The organism is Micrococcus antarcticus (assembly GCF_044872765.1).
In the GTDB taxonomy this organism is placed as follows: Bacteria; Actinomycetota; Actinomycetes; order Actinomycetales; family Micrococcaceae; genus Micrococcus.
In genome coordinates this window covers 1,409,455-1,427,556 of the sequence record NZ_CP085253.1, presented here as the reverse complement: position 1 = coordinate 1,427,556, position 18,102 = coordinate 1,409,455, and the positions used below count along the sequence as shown (strand labels likewise).

Sequence of the window (18,102 nt, the reverse complement as noted above, 5' to 3'; positions counted from 1 at the left end):
CCGGCGCCGTGGCCGCCGTCGTGCGCGGGCCACTAGAGTTGACCCCGCTTCCCGCCCGGCCCGGCCGCGGCGGGATCTCCCGCATCCCGCCTCCTCGAAGGACTCCCATGAGCGACGCACCCGCAGCAAGCTTCTCCGCCTCCACCATCTCCGCGGCCGACGACGGCGCGCGCGGCACCGGCACCACCCGCGTCAAGCGCGGCCTGGCGGACATGCTCAAGGGCGGCGTGATCATGGACGTGGTCACCCCCGAGCAGGCGCGCATCGCCGAGGACGCGGGCGCCGTGGCCGTCATGGCGCTCGAGCGCGTGCCCGCGGACATCCGCTCGCAGGGCGGCGTGGCCCGCATGTCCGACCCGGACCTGATCGACGGGATCATCGAGGCCGTGTCCATCCCCGTGATGGCCAAGGCGCGCATCGGCCACTTCGTGGAGGCGCAGGTCCTGCAGTCCCTGAAGGTGGACTTCATCGACGAGTCCGAGGTGCTCTCCCCGGCCGACTACGTGAACCACATCGACAAGTGGGGCTTCGACGTGCCGTTCGTGTGCGGCGCCACCAACCTGGGCGAGGCGCTGCGTCGCATCACCGAGGGAGCGGCCATGATCCGCTCCAAGGGCGAGGCCGGCACCGGCGACGTCTCCGAGGCCGTGAAGCACATCCGCACCATCCGCAAGGAGATCGCGGCGCTGCAGGGCCTGGCCAAGGACGAGCTGTACGTGGCCGCCAAGGAGCTGCAGGCTCCCTACGAGCTCGTGGCCGAGGTCGCCTCCACCGGCACCCTGCCGGTCGTCATGTTCACCGCGGGCGGCGTGGCCACCCCGGCGGACGCGGCCCTGATGATGCAGATGGGCGCCGACGGCGTGTTCGTGGGCTCCGGCATCTTCAAGTCCGGCAACCCCGCCCAGCGTGCCGAGGCCATCGTCAAGGCGACGGCCCAGTTCGATGACCCCGCCGCGATCGCCGCTGCCTCCCGCGGCCTCGGCGAGGCCATGGTGGGCATCAACGTCTCCGACCTCGCAGCCCCGCACCGCCTGGCCGAGCGCGGCTGGTGACCTGACCCCACCCCCCTCCCTCCCCTCCGAACGAGGTGTCACGAAGTGTTGGTATCCGCCACGGATACCAACACTTCGTGACACCTCATCTGCGTGTGGGTGGGTGTGTGGGTGCGTGTGGGTATGTGGGGGTGGGCTGCTCCTGCACACGTGCCAAGCGGGCGCGCCTCGTCCACCGACGACGACGACGGCCCGCCCCTCGCGCGCGGCGGTCGCCACACTGGGGGCATGACCCGTCCCCCTCGACGGCTCCCGCCCGCCGTCTCCCCACCACCCGACCACGAGGACGCCCCCGTGCCCCGGCGCCTGCTCACCTCCGGCGCGGCACCGGTGTCCACCGTCCGCGCTCTGCGGGCCGCCGGTGCGACGGCCCAGCGCCTGCGCGCGTCCGACCTCGCGGCCCCGGCGTGGGGTCTGCGGGCGATCGGACCGGGTCCCGTCGACCGGATCGGTCACCTGCGAGCGCTGACGGACCTCACGCCCGGGGACGCCGTGGTCACTCACGCCACCGCCGCGTGGGTCTGGGGGATCTGGCTGCCGTCGGCGCTGGACCCGCTCTCCCCGCTCCATCTGTCCAAGCGCATCGACGCCGGCGGCCGCCCCCGTCCTCGCGGCGTCCGTCCCCACACGCTTCCCCCGGCCGCCCCCGTCACCCGTCTCGCGGGCGTCCCCGTGACGTCGGCGGCATGGACCTGGACTGACCTGGCCACACAGCTCGTCCCGTGGGGTGACCCACGGTCCGTCCCGCCCCTCGTGGAGGAGCGTGCCCTCGAGGACCTCGTGGTGGCGGGGGAGTCGCTGCTCCAGTCCGCGCACGGGGCGGCCGCCAGGGAGGAGCCCGGCGAGCACCCGCGATGCACGCGAGCGGAACTGGCCGCCGTCGTCGGGAAGCGGCGGAACGTGCGCGGGGTGCGCCTGATGCGGGCAGCGCTGCCGCTGCTGCGGGACGGCAGCGGATCGCCCGCGGAGAGCCGGCTGCGGCTGCGGCTGGTGGGGGCCGGCTTCCCGGAGCCGCGGATGAACGTGCGGGTCACGCTCCGGGGCGGGTCGTGGATCATGCCGGACCTGGTGTGGGAGGAGTCGCGCGTGTGCCTCGAGTACGAGGGCGACCACCACCGCACGGACGTCGCCCAGTTCCGGGAGGACATCAGCCGCGTGCGCCGTCTCGAGGCGTCGGACTGGACCTGTCTGCGGGTGGCCGGGGACGTGTGGACGCCGTCGGGGTTCGAGCGGATGGCGGCCGACCTGCGCGCCGCCCTCCTCCGCCGCGGCGCCGTCCTCTCCGCGCAGACGAATTGTCACGAATCGTTGGAATGCGGCCCGGATGCCAACGATTCGTGACACCTCGTTCGGGGGAGGGGGCGGGCTAGCATCAGGGGAATGACGACGACGCGGCCGGACGGCGACCAGGGTTCCAGCAACGGGAGGCTCGTCGGGGTGTTCGCGCTCCAGGGCGACGTCCGCGAGCACGTGCACGTCCTCGAGGCGCTCGGCGCGCAGACCCGGCTGGTGCGGCGCCCCGCCGACCTCGAGGGGCTCGACGGGATCGTCCTGCCCGGAGGGGAGTCGTCCGTGATGGACCGGCTCGCGCGGATCATGGCGCTCAAGGACGCGCTCGCCGCGGCCCTCCGCGCCGGCCTGCCGGCCTACGGCACGTGCGCCGGCCTCATCATGCTGGCGGACGGGATCCAGAACCCTGCCCCGGGCCAGGGCAGTCTCGGCGTCCTGGACGTCACGGTGCGGCGCAACGCGTTCGGCGCGCAGGTGGACTCGTTCGAGGAGGACCTCGCCGTCCCCGCCGTCTCGGCGGACCCGGTGCATGCCGTGTTCATCCGCGCGCCCGCAGTGCTGGCCGCCGGCGCCGACGTCGAGGTCCTGGCGAGCGTGCCGGCCTCGCGCCTGTCCGTGGACCCTGCGGGGCTGGGGCTCGACGACGACGCGCGCCTGCCCGTGGCCGTGCGCCAGGGGCGCCTGCTCGCCACGAGCTTCCACCCCGAGGTCACCGGCGACTGGTCCTTCCACCGGGAGTTCCTCGCTGGGCTCTGAGCCGGACGCTCTCGGGCAGTGAGCCTGGACGGCGCGGGGCCCGGACGGATCAGACCATCCTGGCCCCGCGTGGTCGAGGGTCAGGCCCCGGCCAGCACCTCGGACGTCGCGTGCACGTCCCTGTCCGCGTCCAGCCCGAGCGGGTCGGCGAGCGCCTCGGCCACGGAGCGCAGGGTGAGGGAGCCCTCGTGGGCGTTGAGCCCCGCGGCGAATCCCTCGTCGGAGGAGAGGGCGGCGCGCCAGCCGGCGTCGGCGATCTTCAGGATGTAGGGCAGGGTCGCGTTCGTGAGGGCGGCCGTGGAGGTCTGCGGCACGGCACCGGGCATGTTGGCCACGCAGTAGTAGACCTGCTCGCCCACGCGGTACGTGGGGTCCTGGTGCGTGGTGGCGCGGGAGTTCTCGAAGCAGCCGCCCTGGTCGATCGCGATGTCCACGAGCACGGTGCCCGGGCGCATCGCCTCCACCATCTCCGCCGTGACCAGCTTGGGGGCCGTCGCGCCGGGGATCAACACGGAGCCGATCACGAGGTCCGCGTCCGCCACGGTCTCGGCGATGGACAGGTGGGAGGAGGCCAGCGTGCGGAAGCGCCCGTTGTGGGTGGCGTCCAGCTGAGCGAGGCGCTCCAGGTTGATGTCCAGCACGGTCACGTCCGCGCCCATGCCCGCGGCGACGACGGCCGCGTTCTCGCCCGCGACGCCCGCGCCGATCACGGCCACGCGTCCGCGGCGGGTGCCGGGCACGCCGCCGAGCAGCACGCCCGAGCCGCCCTGCGCCTGGGTGAGGTGGTAGGCGCCGGCCGTGGGGGCGAGGCGACCGGCCACCTGGGACATCGGGGCCAGCAGCGGCAGGGCGCGGCCGCGGGTGACGGTCTCGTAGGCGATCGCGGTGGTGCCGGAGTCCAGGAGGGCGCGGGTGCCCTCGGCGTCGGCGGCGAGGTGGAGGTAGGTGAAGAGGACCTGGCCGCGGCGCAGGCGGTGGTGCTCCTCGGCCACGGGCTCCTTGACCTTCAGCAGGAGCTCCGCGCGCTCCCACACTTCGTCCGCGCTCTCCACGAGCTGGGCGCCCGCCTCGCCGTAGGCCTCGTCCGTGATCCCGGACCCGACGCCGGCGCCGGCCTGCACCAGGACCTCGTGGCCGCGCCGGGCCAGCTCCAGGACGCCGCCGTCCGTGAGGGCAACGCGGAACTCGTTGTTCTTGACCTCTGTGGGCACTCCGATCAGCATGGGCGCGAATCTAGCGTTCCCGTCGGCAGAGCGGACCAGGTCCCGAAGGATCGTGTGCCCAGACCGCAGAATTGGACGGAATCTTCACCACACAGCTCACAGTGAGGCCGGAACCATGAAGCATCTGCAGTCCCTCGACCGGGTGGACCGGCGGCTCCTCGAGCTGCTGCGGCAGGACGCGCGCCGCACCAACGCCTCGCTCGCGGAGGAGCTCGGGGTGGCGCCGTCCACGTGCCTCGCCCGGCTCAAGGCGCTGCGCGCGTCCGGAGCGGTGCGCGGCTTCACCGTGGAGGTGGACCCGGCCGCCCTGGGGAACGGCCTGGTTGCGCTGATCTCCGTGCGCATCCGCCCGGGGGCCCGCCACCGCATGGAGGAGCTCTTCGAGCAGATGCGCTGCCTGCCCGGCGTCCAGCAGGTGTTCTTCCTCGGCGGCGAGGAGGACTTCCTCCTCCACGTGGCGGTCGGGGACTCGGAGGAGGTCTCCCGGTTCGTGCTCAAGAACCTCTCCGCGGATCCGGCCGTGGCCTCCACCCGCACCTCGCTCGTGTTCCGGCACGAGCACGGTGAGCGGCCCTGGCAGCGGGGCTGAGCGGGCGCGGCCCGCCCGCCGGCGGCAGCGGCGCCTGCTCTCCCTGGGCGGCCCGTCATACTGGAGCGGCGACCACCCTCGCGATCGCCGTGTCCCTCCTTGCCGTCCTCCTGATCATGGTCGGGGTGGTCGGCACGGTCTACCCGATCCTGCCCGGCTCGATCCTCATCCCGTCCCTCGCGTGGGCGTGGATCCTCGGGTCCAGTGCCTCCTGGACGTTCGGCATCGTCGCGGCCGGCCTGGCGATCGCGGGCCTGAGCGCGTCCGCCGTGCTCACGGGCCGCTCGCTGCGCCGGGAGAAGGTGACGCGCGGGCCGATCATGGCCGGCGTCGTCGGGGCGATCATCGGCTTCTTCGTCCTCCCCGTGGTCGGCCTGTTCATCGGCTTCGCGGTGGGCCTGTTCGCCTCGCAGTGGGCGCGCCTCAAGGACGGCCGCGCCGCCAGGGCCAGCTCCGTCAACGCCCTCAAGACCATGGGCCTCGGGATCATCGTCCGCGCCGCCGTCTGAGCGCCGGCCCACCACGACGCCGCCGCCCGCCCCGGGAGGGGCAGGCGGCGGCGGCGTGGCGCGTGATCTCCGCGGTTCAGGCGGGCGTGCCGCCCGTGGCCTCGCGACGGGCGCGGGCCTCGGCCGAGAGGAACCTCTCGTAGGCCGGGAGCGTGAGGAAGTCCGGGAACTCCTCCGCGAGGGCCACCGAGGTGAACACCTCCCGTGCGTCGTCGAACCGGTCGCCCTCGGTGCGCTCGATGGCGGCGAACTCCTCGTCGGTGAGCTGCTGCACCCACTCGCGGGTCACGGTGCGCTCCCCGCCGTCGGTGAGCTTCGCGGTGGAGCCGGCGTTCACCCACTGCCAGAGCTGCGAGCGGGAGATCTCGGCGGTGGCCGCGTCCTCCATGAGGTTGTGGATGGCGGCGGCGCCGTTGCCCCGCAGCCAGGACTCGAGGTAGCGGATGCCGACCTCGATGTTGGTCCGCAGCCCCCGCTCGGTGATCGAGCCGACCGTGGACCTCACGTCGATGAGGGCCGCGGCGTCCGGCACGACGTCCTCGCGGCGGCGGGTGCGGATCTGGTTGGGCTCCTCCCCCAGCACCCCGTCGAAGACCTCCATGGCCACGGGCACGAGGTCCGGGTGGGCCACCCAGGAGCCGTCGAAGCCGTCGCCGGCCTCGCGGCTCTTGTCCGCGCGGACCTTCTCGAGGGCGGCGGCGTTGGCCTCCGCGTCCTTGCGGCTCGGGATCTGCGCGGCCATGCCGCCGATCGCCGAGGCGCCGCGCCGGTGGCAGGTGCGCACCAGCAGCTCGGTGTAGGCCCGCATCATCGGCTGGGTCATGGTGACCTCGGAGCGGTCGGGGAGCACGAAGTCGGCGCCGCGGTCGCGGAAGGTCTTGATGATGCTGAAGATGTAGTCCCAGCGGCCCGCGTTCAGGCCGGCCGCGTGGTTGCGCAGCTGGTAGAGGATCTCCTCCATCTCGAACGCGGCCGTGATGGTCTCGATCAGCACGGTGGCGCGGACGGTGCCCTGCGGCACCGCCAGGAGGTCCTGAGCCCGGACGAACACGCAGTTCCACCAGCGCGCCTCCAGGTGCGACTCCGTCTTGGGGAGGTAGAAGTACGGGCCGCGGCCGCGGGCCATGAGCTCCTTCGCGTTGTGGAAGAAGTACAGGGCGAAGTCCGTGAGGGCGCCGGACACGGGCGAGCCGTCCACCTCGATGCGGTCCTCCATCAGGTGCAGGCCGCGGGGGCGCACGTTGATGGTGGGGTGGTCGGTGAGGGCCTCACCGTTCAGCTGGTACTCCTTGCCGCCGGCGCTCAGGGAGATGGTCCCGCGGATGGCGTCCCGCAGGTTCACCTGGCCGGCGATCACGTTCTCCCAGGAGGGGGTGGAGGAGTCCTCGAAGTCGGCGAGCCAGCCGCGGGCGCCGGAGTTCATCGCATTGATGGTCATCTTCCGGTCCACCGGACCGGTGATCTCCACACGGCGGTCCTTCAGTCCGGGGGCCAGGGGCGCCACGTGCCACGACGCGTCCTCCCGGACCTTGCGGGTCTCGGGGAGGAAGTCGAGGGTGGCGCCCCCGGCGATGCGGTCCCGGCGCTCCTCGCGAAGCCCCATGAGCTCCCGCCGACGCGGCTCCATCGCGCGGTGCAGGGCGGCCAGGAAGTCGATCGCCTCCGGGGTGAGGATCTCCCTCTGGCCGGGGACGGGGTCGCCCAGCACCCGCACGCCGTTCAGCGTGCTGTCGCCGAAGCTCGTCTGCAGGGTCATCATGGCTTGCTCCTAGGGTCTTCGCGGTTCGCAGTCGGGGGAGGAACGGCTCAGTGGAACTGGCCGGCCTCGGTGGACTCCCGGAGGGCCACCGTGGACGAGTCGGGGTTGATGGCGGTGGAGACGGCGTCGAAGTAGCCGGTGCCCACCTCGCGCTGGTGACGGGTGGCGGTGTAGCCGCGCGCCTCGTCGGCGAACTCGCGCTCCTGCAGCTCCACGTACGCGGACATCTGGCGCTCGTTGTAGCCCTTGGCCAGGTCGAACATGGAGTGGTTGAGGGCGTGGAAGCCGGCCAGGGTGATGAACTGGAACGTGTATCCCATGGCGCCGAGCTCGCGCTGGAACTTGGCGATGGTGTCGTCGTCCAGGTTCTTGCGCCAGTTGAAGGACGGCGAGCAGTTGTAGGAGAGCATCTGGTCGGGGAACTCCGACTTGACGGCCTCGGCGAACTTCCGGGCCAGCTCCAGGTCCGGGGTGCCGGTCTCCATCCAGATGAGGTCGGAGTAGGGGGCGTAGGCCTTGGCGCGGGCGATGCAGGGCTCGATGCCGTTGCGGACCTTGTAGAAGCCCTCGGCGGTGCGCTCGCCGGTGATGAACTCCGTGTCGCGCTCGTCGACGTCGGAGGTGATGAGGGTGGCGGCCTCGGCGTCGGTGCGGGCGATAATCACGGAGGGGACGTCGGCGACGTCGGCCGCGAGGCGGGCGGCGTTCAGGGTGCGGATGTGCTGGCCGGTGGGGATGAGCACCTTGCCGCCCAGGTGGCCGCACTTCTTCTCCGAGGCGAGCTGGTCCTCCCAGTGCACGCCCGAGGCGCCGGCCACGATCATGGACTTCATGAGCTCGTAGGCGTTGAGGGGGCCGCCGAAGCCGGCCTCCGCGTCGGCGACGATCGGCACGAGCCAGTCCTCGACGGACTGGATGCCCTCGGAGTGCTCGATCTGGTCCGCGCGCAGCAGCGCGTTGTTGATGCGGCGCACCACGGTGGGCACGGAGTTCGCGGGGTACAGCGACTGGTCCGGGTAGGTGTGACCGGAGAGGTTGGCGTCGGCGGCGACCTGCCAGCCGGAGAGGTACACGGCGCGCAGGCCGGCCTTGACCTGCTGCACGGCCTGGTTGCCGGTGAGGGCGCCGAGGGCGTTGGTGAACTCGCCGCCGGCGTGCTCCTTCGTGAGCTGGTTCCACAGCTTCTCCGAGCCGCGGCGGGCCAGGGTGTGCTCCTCCTGGACACGGCCGCGCAGGCGGACGACGTCCTCGGCGGAGAAGGTGCGCTCGGTGGTGGCCCAGCGGGCGTCGGTCGCCCACTGCTGGGCGAGCTGCTCGGCGGTGGGGGCGGTCTGCTCGGTCATGATCGCTGTCCTCTCGGGAGGGGGTGGGAGGAGCGGTCGGCCGCTTCGTCGCGGCGTCCCGTTCCCCGGGGTGTGTTCTCACTCTGGACCCGCTCGTACGGGTCTGGAAGACGATTCCGGGAAGAACAACGGGCCGTTTTGTCCGCCTGTCATAAATCAACGTTTCCGGCCAGATTGACGCGTCATCTCAGGGAATGAGGGTCTGCGGGCCCGGAAACTTCTAGAAAAATGACTGAAAGGCCTACCGGAGTGGCCCTCGCCCCCCTACGCTGGCCCCATGGAACCGACCCGCATCGAGGCGGCGGACGCGGGAGGCGGCGCCGTCGACCCCCTCGTCTTCGGCCGCCGCCTGCGCCACCTGCGGCGCGAGTCCGGGCGCACCCTCGCCCAGGTGGCCGAGGCCGCCGGCGTCACCGCCTCCCATCTCTCCCTCGTGGAGAACGGCCGGCGCGAGCCGCGCCTGCAGCTCGTGGGACGCCTCGCCGAGACGCTCGGCGTCGGCGTGGAGGAGCTGCTGCGCCCCGACGTCCCCAGCCGCCGCGCCGCCCTCGAGATCGCGGTGGAGCGCGCCCAGCGCGGGCCCCTCTTCGCGCGCCTCGGCCTGCCGCCCGTCAAGGTCGGGGTCGGCACGCCCACCGAGGTGCTCGAGGTGATCGCGGGACTGCAGGCCGAGCTGGACCGGCAGATGGCCGAGCGCGTCTCCACGCCCGAGGAGGCGCGCCGGGCCAACAGCGAGCTGCGCGAGGAGATGCGCCGCCGCGGCAACCACTACGCGGACCTGGAGCGCCAGGCCAGCGCGCTGCGCGCCGTCGTCCGGGACTCTGAGGGCCCGCTGACCCACCAGGACGTCTCCGCCATCGCGGACCACGTGGGCTTCTCCGTGCGGTTCGTCCCGGACCTGCCCCACTCCACCCGCTCCGTGACGGACCTGAAGAACCGGCGCATCTACCTGGCCCGCTCGCGGCGCCCGGCGCACGACCCGCGCGCCGTGCTGCTCCAGGCGGTCTGCTCCGCCGTGCTCGGCCACGGCGAGCCGCGCGACTACTCGGAGTTCCTGCGCCAGCGCGTGTTCACCAACTACCTCGCGGCGGCCCTGATGATGCCGCAGGAGAGCACCGTGCGCGCGCTCAAGGAGGCCAAGGAGCGCCGCGAGCTCTCCGTGGACGACCTGCGGGACCGCTACGGCGTCTCCTGGGAGTCCGCGGCCCACCGCTTCACCAACCTCGCCACCGAGCACCTGGGCATCCGCTGCCACTTCGCCAAGGTCAGCGACTCCGGGGTGTTCCACAAGGCGTACGAGAACGACGGCGTCCGCTTCCCCACGGACCACATCGGTGCCATCGAGGGGCAGCCCGCGTGCCGGGAGTGGACCTCGCGGCAGGTGTTCGACGTGGCGGACCGGCTGGGCTCCTTCCACCAGTACACGGACACCGTGGCGGGCACCTTCTGGTGCGCCGCCGTCGTCGAGCCGACATCCACCGGCCTGTACTCCCTCACCGTGGGCGTCCCGTTCGACGACGCGAAGTGGTTCCAGGGCCGGGAGACGACGGCGCGCAGCGTGAGCCGCTGCCCCGATCCCACGTGCTGCCGCACGCCCTCCCCGGAGCTCGAGGCGGCGTGGGGAGGCAACGCGTGGCCGGCGGCCCGCGCCAACGCCCACCTGCTGGCGGCCATGCCCAGCGGCGCCTTCCCGGGCGTGGACGAGGTGCAGGTCTTCGAGTTCCTGCAGGCGCAGGAGCGCGGCTGAGCGACGGCGGACCCTCGCCCATACTGGGGACGTGACCCTCGCGATCGTCGTCTCCGTCCTCGCCCTCCTCCTGCTCCTCGTGGGGCTGGTGGGCACCGTCTACCCGATCTTGCCGGGCTCGGCCCTCAACCTCGTGACCGCGATCGCGTGGGCCTGGATCCTGGGCTCGACCGCCTCGTGGACGTTCGGCCTCGTGGCCGCCGGCCTCTCGATCGCCGGCATGGGCGCCTCCGCCGTGCTCACCGGACGGCGTCTGCGCCGCGAGCGCGTCCCGCGCGGCCCGATCCTCGTGGGCCTGGTGTGCGGCGCGATCGGCTTCTTCGTGGTCCCGATCGTGGGCCTCTTCCTGGGCTTCGCGCTCGGCCTCTTCGGCTCGCAGTGGGCGCGCCTCAAGGACGGCCGCGCCGCGCTCGCCAGCTCGTGGAGCACGCTCAAGGCCATGGGGCTGGGCATCCTCGTGGAGCTCGGCTGCGCGATGCTCGCCCTCGCCTCGGTGGGCATCGGCGTCGTGGTGCACTTCCTCAGCGCCTGAGCGGCGCGCCGGACTGAGCGTCCCGTCAGTCTGAGCGGGCGCGCCGCCCGGCGTTCCGGGGTCGGGGCAGCCCCGCACGCCCGTCAGCTCGCGAAGGCTCCCGCCAGCCCGATCATGTGGGTGCGGAAGGCGTCGGCCTCCGCGCTGTTCTTCGGCGTACCCGTCTTCGCCTCACCCTCCTCCGCCGCGTCCACGGCGTTGAGCACCAGGCGCACGAACGTCCAGGCGCGCACCCGCTCCGGGTCCAGCCCGGCGACGTCGGCCACGATGTCCGCGCGGATCGCGCGGCACGTGGCCGCCGTCGTCGTCTCCTCCGAGCACGAGCGCAGCCTCCTGGCGGACATCGTGGACGTGGACGCGCACGTGGTGCCGCTGCCCGTGGAGGACCGCCGGGCCGCGGTCGCGGCGCCGCGGCCCGCGCTGCCCCCGCATCTGGAGGGCCTGGAGCGGGACGTGGTGGTGTTCGGCTACCTCTACCCCGGCAAGGGGCACGCCGTGGCGCTGGAGGCGCTCGCCGAGCTGCACCGCCAGTGGGGCCCCGGCTCCGAGGCCCCGCGGCGCGTGACCGCCCTGGGCCCCGTGTCCGCCGGCCACGACTCCCTGGTGCAGGAGCTCGCCGAGGAGGCGCGGCAGCGGGGGCTGGAGTTCCGCGCCACCGGCTTCGTGCCGGACGAGCTCACCGACGCCGCCCTCCTCGCCGCCGCCGTGCCGCTCGCGGCGCACCACAACGTCTCCGCCTCCGGCTCCCTGAGTTCGTGGATGGGCGTGGGCCGCCGGGCGATCGTGCCCGCCGGAGCGCGGCTACCGAACGGCGAGGGAGTAGAAGCCCAGGATGTGCGAGCGCAGGGCGTCGGCGGCAGCGTCCCCGTCCCGAGCGCGGACGTGCGCCAGGACCGCGCGGTGGTCCCGCTGGAGTCCGGCCCGGACGTCCTGCCAGTCGTCGAGCAGGGCAACGGTCTCCTGGACGTACCCGATGGTCGCCTCGCGCAGCGACGACATGACGGTCTCCACCACCACGTTGCGGGCCAGCGACGCGAGGAGGACGTGGAACTCGGCGTCCAGGCGGTGGAACTGCTCCGCGGGCAGGGCCTCGTCGTCCATCCGGTCCACGAGGGCCTCCGCGTCGTCGAGCGCGGCGGCGCGGGCGGCGTCGTCCGCCCCCTGGGCCGCGCGGGCCGCGGCCCGCGCGGCGTCCGTCTCGAGGAGGACGCGCGTGGTGACCACGTCCGCCATGGGCAGGGCCCGCGTGGCGATGTGCATGCGCAGTGCCCAGGCGAGGGCCGCGGAGGGCTGGGAGACCAGGATGGTCCCGGCGTTCGGGCCGGAGCCGGCCGAGGCCCGCAGCAGGCCCATGGCGTCCAGCATGCGCGTCGCCTCACGGACCGAGGTCCGCGAGATCCCGAAGCGCTCGGCCAGGGCGCGCTCTCCCGGGAGCTTGTCCCCGACGGAGAGCCCGCCTCCGCGGAGCTCGTCCTCCAGCCAGTCGAGGATGACGGTGTACGAGGGCTGGGCGGGCACGGTGACTCCTGGACAGGGCGGACGGGGCGGGGGTGAGCGCGGCCCCGCGCACCCGTGCCCGCAGGATAGTGGATCCTGCGGGCGCGCTCAGCCGGCGCCGGTCCGGCAGGAGGTCACGGGAGCATGCCGTGCAGCACCGTCGCCTGAAGGAACACGATCAGGCAGACCAGCAGGAGCAGGCCCACGGACCACGGCACCACCGTGCGGAAGATCTTGGACTCCTGTCCCTCCATGCCGACCGCGGTGGCGGCGATGGCGAGGGACTGCGGGGAGATCATCTTGCCGACGACGCCGCCCGAGGTGTTCGCGGCGACCATGAGCGCGGGGTCCAGCCCGGTGTTCTCGGCGGCGGTCTGCTGGAGGGTGGCGAAGAGCGCGTTGGCCGAGGTGTCCGAGCCGGTCACGGCGGTGCCCAGCCAGCCCAGGACCGGGGAGAGGAACGCGAAGGCCCCGCCCACGCCGGCGATGGCCGTGCCCATGGCCAGGGTCTGGCCGGAGAAGTTCATGACGTAGGCGAGGGAGAGCACCAGGACGATCGTCAGCCCGGACCACCGCATGCGCCAGAAGCACCGGCCGATCTCGGCGAGGGCGTCGGTGAAGGAGAGGCGGTAGCGGCCGCCTCCGTCGCGGACCGCGTAGACGGCGGCGACCAGCAGGCCGGTGATCAGCAGCAGGGTTCCGGGAGAGGACAGCCACGGCAGCGAGTACACCGTCGACGAGATGGCCGCGCCGGCCCCGTCGACGAGGTTCCCGTGCAGGCCGGGCCACGGGATCTTCACGTTGCTGGAGGCCAGCAGCTTCGGCACGTCCACCCCCAGCGTCCAGAGCTTCGCCACGCCGAAGACGGCCACCACCAGCAGGTAGGGCAGCACCGCCATCCACACGCGCCCCGGGGTGAGCGCCTCCGTTCGTGCCGGAGTGCGCACGCCGAGGCGCTGGCCGGCCGCGGCCGCGCCCTGGGGGCGCCAGAACCGGAGCAGGACGACGGCGGCGGCCATCGCGAGCAGGGAGGCCACGACGTCGGTCAGCTCGTAGGAGAAGTGCGTCGAGGACCACCAGATGCCGACGGAGAAGGCGCCGCCGATCACGAGCAGTGCCGGCCAGGTCTCCCGCACGCCCCGGACCCCGTCGATCAGGAAGACCAGCAGGAACGGGACGAGCACGGCGACGAAGGGGGCCTGGTGGCCGACGACGGCACCGATGTGCGCCGCGGGGATGCCGGTGAGCTGGCCGGCCGTCGTGATCGGGATGCCGACCGCGCCGAACGCCACGGGGGCGGTGTTGGCGATCAGCACGACCGTCGCGGCCTTGAGGGGCGGGAGGCCGAGGGCGAGCAGCATGGCCGCCGTGATGGCCACCGGGGCGCCGAATCCGGCCAGTGCCTCCAGCATGCCGCCGAAGCAGAACGCGATCAGGACGGCCTGGATGCGGACGTCGCCTCCACCGACCGAGTCGAAGATGGCGCGCATGTCCTCGAAGCGGCCCGAGAGCACCGTGACCTGGTAGAACCACAGCGCCATCACCACGATCCACACGATCGGGAGGAGGCCGAAGACCGCTCCCTGGGTCGCGGAGAGGAGCGCCAGTCCGGCGGGCATGCCGAATCCCAGCACAGCCACCAGCAGGGCCACCGCCAGGGAGGCCAGGGCGGCCTGCCACGCCTTGGCCTTGAGCGCGAGCAGGAGCGCGAAGAAGGTGATCAGCGGAAGGGTGGCGAGCAGGGCTGACAGGCCGAGGTTGCCGGCGACCGCGTCGGTCGTCGCGGTGAACGTGGGCACGCGTTCTCCTTGGGGGTGGGGCGCTGGGCCGGGGTGGGGCGGGGTCGCGAGGTCTCGCATCCGTGTGGACGGACCGCTGTGGTCTGACCGCAGACGCTATATGGCGTGCATCACGGGCGCAAGGGAGGAGTCCAGTGGCGACCCTGCCCGTCCTGCGGCGGACGCACCCTGCCTGCCGGGGCCGGCCGGGGCGGCGTGGATCGGGTGGGCCTGTGCCACGCGTCACTGCCCTGATATTGTCTGACCACATCGACCGACCCGGAGGGACCGCTCATGAGGATCGCCCTGTTCGCCACGTGCATCGTGGACGCCATGCACCCGCGCGTCGCACTCGCCACGGTGCGCGTCCTCGAACGGCTCGGCCACGAGGTCGTCTTCCCGCCGGGCCAGGGCTGCTGCGGCCAGATGCACATCAACAGCGGCTACCTGGACGATGCGGTCCCCGTGGTCCGCAACCACGTGCGCGCCTTCCAGCGCGCGGAGTACGACGTCGCCGTCGCGCCCTCCGCCTCGTGCGTCGCCTCCCTGGGGCACCAGCAGCCGATGGTCGCGCGTCGCGTGGGGGACGAGGGCCTCGCCCGCGACGCCGCCGAGGTGGCCGGGCGCACCTACGAGCTCTCCCAGCTGCTCACCGACGTCCTCGGCGTCACCGACGCGGCCGCCCAGCTCGACTCGTGGTTCCCGCACGCGGTGACCTACCACCCGTCCTGCCACGGCATGCGCCTGCTCCGGCTCGGCGACCGGCAGAAGGACCTCGTGCGCACGGTGGCGGACATCGACTTTCGCGAGCTGCCGGACGCCGAGGAGTGCTGCGGGTTCGGCGGCACCTTCTCGCTCAAGAACCCGGACGTCTCCGGGGCGATGGCCGAGGAGAAGATCGCGAACGTCGAGCGGTCCGGCGCGTCCGTCTGCACGGGCGGCGACGCGTCCTGCCTGCTCCACCTCGGCGGCGCCATGTCTCGGCGGGGCACCACGGCTCCCGACGGCGGACCCGTCACCACCCTGCACTTCGCCGAGATCCTCGCGGCCACCCGGGAGCATCCGCTGGACGTCTCCGGCCCCGTCGAGCTGTCCATCCCGAAGGAGGCCGTCCGATGACCCGCACCCGCCTCGGCATGCCCGCCGTCCGCCGCGTCCACGGCCAGGGGGACATCGTGCTGGAGACGCCCTTCCCCGCCTCCGCGCGCGAGGAGCTGGGCAACGCCCAGATGCGCACCAACATCCGCCACGCCACCCACACGATCCGCGGGAAGCGCGGCCGCGTCGTGGACGAGCTGCCGGACTGGCCGGAGCTGCGTCAGGCGGGCTCCGCCCTCAAGCAGCGGGTCATGGCCGAGCTGCCCGAGCTCCTCGAGCAGTTCGAACGGAACGTGACGGAGCGCGGCGGCGTGGTGCACTGGGCGCGGGACGCGGAGGAGGCGAATCGCATCATCACGGACCTGGTCACGGCGAAGGGCGTGGACGAGGTCATCAAGGTGAAGTCCATGGCCACGCAGGAGATCGGCCTGGAGGCCGCCCTCGCGAAGGCGGGGGTCGCTGCCACGGAGACCGACCTGGCGGAGCTGATCGTCCAGCTGGGGCACGACCGCCCCTCGCACATCCTCGTCCCGGCGATCCACCGCAACCGCGGCGAGGTCCGGGACATCTTCCTCCGGGAGATCCCCACCGCGGATCCCGGCCTCACGGACGATCCGTCCGAGCTGGCGAACACCGCACGCGCCCACCTGCGGGAGAAGTTCCTCACCACCTCGGTGGCGATCTCCGGCGCGAACTTCGGCGTGGCCGAGAGCGGCACGCTCACCGTGGTGGAGTCCGAGGGCAACGGCCGCATGTGCCTGACCCTGCCGGACACCCTCATCACGGTGATGGGCATCGAGAAGATCGTCCCCACGTTCCAGGACCTCGAGGTCTTCCTGCAGCTGCTTCCGCGCTCCTCGACCGGAGAGCGCATGAACCCCTACACCTCGATGTGGACGGGCGTCACCGAGGGTGACGGGCCCCAGGAGTTCCACCTGGTCCTGCTGGACAACGGGCGCTCGGCCGTCCTCTCCGATCCCGAGGGACGCTCCGCCCTGCACTGCATCCGCTGCTCGGCGTGCATGAACGTGTGCCCCGTGTACGAGCAGACCGGCGGCCATGCCTACGGCTCGGTGTACCCGGGCCCGATCGGCGCGATCCTCTCCCCGCAGCTCACCGGCGTCGAGGAGGGCGAGAACGGCTCCCTGCCCTACGCGTCCTCGCTGTGCGGCGCCTGCTATGACGTCTGCCCCGTCGCGATCAACATCCCGGAGATCCTCGTCCACCTGCGCGACGAGGACGTGATGGCCACGCATGCCCGGAAGAGGGAGGAGAGCCGGGTCCCCGTCCCCTCGCAGATGGACGTGCTCATGGCCGGCGCGAAGACGGTCATGTCCTCGGGGACCCTCATGGGCCTGGCCGAGCGTGGCCTGCCCGCCGGCCGCCTGGCCGCCGGGCCGGACCGCAAGCTCGGCTGGCTGCCGGGCATCGCGGGCCACTGGACGGACGAGCGCGACGTCCCCGCGCCACCGCGGGAGTCCTTCCGCGCGTGGTGGCGCAGGCACGGACACGAGCACGGCGAGGAGAACCGATGACCGCCCCCCAGCCCATCGACGCGAAGAGCGCCATCCTCGGCCGCATCCGCGAGGCCCTGCAGGACGGGCCGACGCCGGACCCCGTGGAGCGGACCTACCGGCGCCACTCCGAGGCGAGCCGGACCGACGTCCTCCATCAGCTGGAGGACCGCCTGCTGGACTACAAGGCGAGCGTGCACCGCGAGGACCTCACCACGGTGGGTGCCCGGATCGGCGCCCTGCTCGGCGCGGGAGCGCGCTACGTGGCCCCCGCGGGGCTGGACCCCGCGTGGCTGCCCGCCGACGACGACGCCGCGGGGCGCGAGCGCCTCGTGGACGGCGCCGCCGGCGAGCCGCTCACCGTCCGCGCGCTCGACGGGCTCGACGCCGTCGTCACCGGCTCCACGGTGACCTGCTCCGAGACCGGCACGATCTTCCTCACCGGCCGCCCCGGCGAGGGTCGCCGGGCGCTCAGCCTGGTGCCCGACCACCATGTGTGCGTCGTGCCCGTCGAGTCGGTGGTGGAGCTCATCCCGGAGGCGCTCGAGCGCGTCCCGCCGACGGCCGTGATCACGATGATCTCGGGCCCCTCTGCCACCTCGGACATCGAGCTCGTCCGCGTCGAGGGCGTCCACGGCCCGCGACGTCTGGACGTGATCCTCCTGGACACCGGCGCGGCCTGACCGCGCTCCCGGCCGCGGGCGGCACGGCGGGGACGGGTGTGGCCCGCGCCCTACAGTGGGCGGATGCCGCCCGTCCCCGCCCACGCCGAGCCCGCCGCGACCGAGCCGCACCGCCGCCGTCGGGCTCCGCTGCTCCTCGCGCTGGCGCTCGCCCTCCTCCTCCAGCTCGTGGTCCTCTACCTTCCGGGCCAGGCCGTGCCGAGCGCCGGGTTCGAGGTGCCGGGCCTGGACAAGGCGATCCACGCGGCGATCTTCGCGGCACCAGCCGCCCTGATCGCCGCCGCCCGGCTCCCGGCCGGCTGGCTCGTGCCGCTCGCCGCCCACGCGCCCGTGTCCGAGGTCCTCCAGCTGACCCTCGTGCCGCACCGCAGCGCGGATCCGTGGGACGTGGCGGCGGACCTCACGGGGGTGGCGCTGGGCGCTGCCGTCGGGCGGGCGATGCGCCGGTGGGCCGTGCCGGGAGGCGGGCGCCGGCGCGGATGCCGTGCGACCCGATTGGAGGATCGTGCACGGCAGGAGTATGCTTCTACGGTGTCCTCGAGCAGAGGGCATGACCTGGGGCTATAGCTCAGTTGGTAGAGCGTTTCGTTCGCAATGAAAAGGTCAGGGGTTCAATTCCCCTTAGCTCCACGGACCGTCCCGGTCCGCGATCCTCACGGATGGCGGACCGGGACTTTCTCGTTCCGCGGCCGAGCCCGGCGGGAAGGGGATCCGGATCACTCTCCCGGACCC

17 protein-coding genes and 1 tRNA gene are annotated in these 18,102 nt (G+C 72.9%); 12 read left to right on the top strand and 6 right to left on the bottom strand.

Features of this window, described 5'->3' with window-relative positions:
• Positions 1-107 precede the first annotated feature (107 nt).
• The 3 genes from pdxS to pdxT all read left to right on the top strand — a co-directional run bounded on the left by pdxS (position 108) and on the right by pdxT (position 3,098).
• Positions 108-1,052, top strand: a complete 945-nt coding sequence (pdxS, locus tag LG274_RS06605) for a pyridoxal 5'-phosphate synthase lyase subunit PdxS (protein WP_298712252.1) — start codon at positions 108-110, stop codon at positions 1,050-1,052.
• A 228-nt stretch (positions 1,053-1,280) separates the two neighbouring features.
• On the top strand, positions 1,281-2,393 hold the full coding sequence (locus LG274_RS06600; protein ID WP_404463509.1) for a hypothetical protein: 1,113 nt from the start codon (positions 1,281-1,283) through the stop codon (positions 2,391-2,393).
• 39 nt (positions 2,394-2,432) lie between these two features.
• Positions 2,433-3,098 (top strand): pyridoxal 5'-phosphate synthase glutaminase subunit PdxT, encoded by a 666-nt coding sequence (gene pdxT / locus LG274_RS06595; RefSeq protein ID WP_298985209.1) that lies wholly within the window; start codon positions 2,433-2,435, stop codon positions 3,096-3,098.
• Positions 3,099-3,178: 80 nt separating this feature from the next.
• Here the strand turns inward: pdxT and ald are convergent, their stop codons facing one another.
• Positions 3,179-4,321, bottom strand: a complete 1,143-nt coding sequence (ald, locus tag LG274_RS06590; protein ID WP_404463507.1) for an alanine dehydrogenase — start codon at positions 4,319-4,321, stop codon at positions 3,179-3,181.
• Between the two features lie 115 nt (positions 4,322-4,436).
• Here ald and LG274_RS06585 point away from each other — a divergent pair, with 115 nt between their 5' ends.
• Positions 4,437-4,910, top strand: a complete 474-nt coding sequence (locus LG274_RS06585) for an Lrp/AsnC family transcriptional regulator (protein WP_404463505.1) — start codon at positions 4,437-4,439, stop codon at positions 4,908-4,910.
• A gap of 89 nt (positions 4,911-4,999) precedes the next feature.
• The gene (locus LG274_RS06580) at positions 5,000-5,419 is read left to right on the top strand and encodes a DUF456 domain-containing protein (RefSeq protein WP_298712267.1); all 420 of its coding nucleotides are present in this window, start codon (positions 5,000-5,002) and stop codon (positions 5,417-5,419) included.
• A gap of 76 nt (positions 5,420-5,495) precedes the next feature.
• On the opposite strand, the gene aceB is transcribed toward LG274_RS06580, so the two are convergent.
• Positions 5,496-7,175, bottom strand: a complete 1,680-nt coding sequence (gene aceB / locus LG274_RS06575) for a malate synthase A (RefSeq protein WP_404466021.1) — start codon at positions 7,173-7,175, stop codon at positions 5,496-5,498.
• 50 nt (positions 7,176-7,225) lie between these two features.
• Positions 7,226-8,521, bottom strand: coding sequence for an isocitrate lyase (aceA, locus tag LG274_RS06570; RefSeq protein WP_298712271.1), 1,296 nt, complete (start codon positions 8,519-8,521; stop codon positions 7,226-7,228).
• Positions 8,522-8,798: 277 nt separating this feature from the next.
• Here aceA and LG274_RS06565 point away from each other — a divergent pair, with 277 nt between their 5' ends.
• Complete coding sequence (locus LG274_RS06565; RefSeq protein WP_298712273.1) at positions 8,799-10,268, top strand: helix-turn-helix transcriptional regulator; 1,470 nt, start codon at positions 8,799-8,801, stop codon at positions 10,266-10,268.
• A 31-nt stretch (positions 10,269-10,299) separates the two neighbouring features.
• Complete coding sequence (locus LG274_RS06560) at positions 10,300-10,800, top strand: DUF456 domain-containing protein (protein ID WP_298712275.1); 501 nt, start codon at positions 10,300-10,302, stop codon at positions 10,798-10,800.
• Positions 10,801-10,883: 83 nt separating this feature from the next.
• On the opposite strand, the gene LG274_RS06555 is transcribed toward LG274_RS06560, so the two are convergent.
• From LG274_RS06555 to LG274_RS06545, 3 genes are all read right to left on the bottom strand, one after another.
• Complete coding sequence (locus tag LG274_RS06555; RefSeq protein WP_298712277.1) at positions 10,884-11,144, bottom strand: hypothetical protein; 261 nt, start codon at positions 11,142-11,144, stop codon at positions 10,884-10,886.
• 457 nt (positions 11,145-11,601) lie between these two features.
• Positions 11,602-12,318, bottom strand: a complete 717-nt coding sequence (locus LG274_RS06550) for a FadR/GntR family transcriptional regulator (RefSeq protein WP_298712281.1) — start codon at positions 12,316-12,318, stop codon at positions 11,602-11,604.
• A 113-nt stretch (positions 12,319-12,431) separates the two neighbouring features.
• Positions 12,432-14,096 carry an L-lactate permease gene (locus LG274_RS06545; protein ID WP_404463501.1) on the bottom strand — a complete coding sequence of 555 codons (1,665 nt, stop codon included), beginning with the start codon at positions 14,094-14,096 and terminating at the stop codon, positions 12,432-12,434.
• A 273-nt stretch (positions 14,097-14,369) separates the two neighbouring features.
• Between LG274_RS06545 and LG274_RS06540 the strand changes: the two genes are divergently transcribed.
• From LG274_RS06540 to LG274_RS06520, 5 genes are all read left to right on the top strand, one after another.
• The gene (locus LG274_RS06540; RefSeq protein ID WP_298712288.1) at positions 14,370-15,194 is read left to right on the top strand and encodes a (Fe-S)-binding protein; all 825 of its coding nucleotides are present in this window, start codon (positions 14,370-14,372) and stop codon (positions 15,192-15,194) included.
• On the top strand, positions 15,191-16,708 hold the full coding sequence (locus tag LG274_RS06535) for a LutB/LldF family L-lactate oxidation iron-sulfur protein (RefSeq protein ID WP_298712291.1): 1,518 nt from the start codon (positions 15,191-15,193) through the stop codon (positions 16,706-16,708). The genes LG274_RS06540 and LG274_RS06535 overlap by 4 nt, the downstream gene beginning before the upstream one ends.
• The gene (locus LG274_RS06530) at positions 16,705-17,370 is read left to right on the top strand and encodes an LUD domain-containing protein (RefSeq protein WP_319074442.1); all 666 of its coding nucleotides are present in this window, start codon (positions 16,705-16,707) and stop codon (positions 17,368-17,370) included. Before LG274_RS06535 ends, LG274_RS06530 begins: the two co-directional genes overlap by 4 nt.
• A 63-nt stretch (positions 17,371-17,433) precedes the next feature.
• Positions 17,434-17,937, top strand: a complete 504-nt coding sequence (locus LG274_RS06525) for a VanZ family protein (protein ID WP_298712297.1) — start codon at positions 17,434-17,436, stop codon at positions 17,935-17,937.
• Positions 17,928-18,000: transfer RNA gene (locus LG274_RS06520), tRNA-Ala, on the top strand. The genes LG274_RS06525 and LG274_RS06520 overlap by 10 nt, the downstream gene beginning before the upstream one ends.
• The last annotated feature ends 102 nt before the right edge of the window (positions 18,001-18,102 follow it).

Coding starts and splice junctions, on each gene's coding strand:
- pdxS (WP_298712252.1), top strand. CDS start 108: ATGAGCGACGCACCCGCAGCAAGCTTCTCCGCCTCCACCATCTCCGCG.
- LG274_RS06600 (WP_404463509.1), top strand. CDS start 1,281: ATGACCCGTCCCCCTCGACGGCTCCCGCCCGCCGTCTCCCCACCACCC.
- pdxT (WP_298985209.1), top strand. CDS start 2,433: ATGACGACGACGCGGCCGGACGGCGACCAGGGTTCCAGCAACGGGAGG.
- ald (WP_404463507.1), bottom strand. CDS start 4,321: ATGCTGATCGGAGTGCCCACAGAGGTCAAGAACAACGAGTTCCGCGTT.
- LG274_RS06585 (WP_404463505.1), top strand. CDS start 4,437: ATGAAGCATCTGCAGTCCCTCGACCGGGTGGACCGGCGGCTCCTCGAG.
- aceB (WP_404466021.1), bottom strand. CDS start 7,175: ATGACCCTGCAGACGAGCTTCGGCGACAGCACGCTGAACGGCGTGCGG.
- aceA (WP_298712271.1), bottom strand. CDS start 8,521: ATGACCGAGCAGACCGCCCCCACCGCCGAGCAGCTCGCCCAGCAGTGG.
- LG274_RS06565 (WP_298712273.1), top strand. CDS start 8,799: ATGGAACCGACCCGCATCGAGGCGGCGGACGCGGGAGGCGGCGCCGTC.
- LG274_RS06555 (WP_298712277.1), bottom strand. CDS start 11,144: ATGTCCGCCAGGAGGCTGCGCTCGTGCTCGGAGGAGACGACGACGGCG.
- LG274_RS06540 (WP_298712288.1), top strand. CDS start 14,370: ATGAGGATCGCCCTGTTCGCCACGTGCATCGTGGACGCCATGCACCCG.
- LG274_RS06535 (WP_298712291.1), top strand. CDS start 15,191: ATGACCCGCACCCGCCTCGGCATGCCCGCCGTCCGCCGCGTCCACGGC.
- LG274_RS06530 (WP_319074442.1), top strand. CDS start 16,705: ATGACCGCCCCCCAGCCCATCGACGCGAAGAGCGCCATCCTCGGCCGC.
- LG274_RS06525 (WP_298712297.1), top strand. CDS start 17,434: ATGCCGCCCGTCCCCGCCCACGCCGAGCCCGCCGCGACCGAGCCGCAC.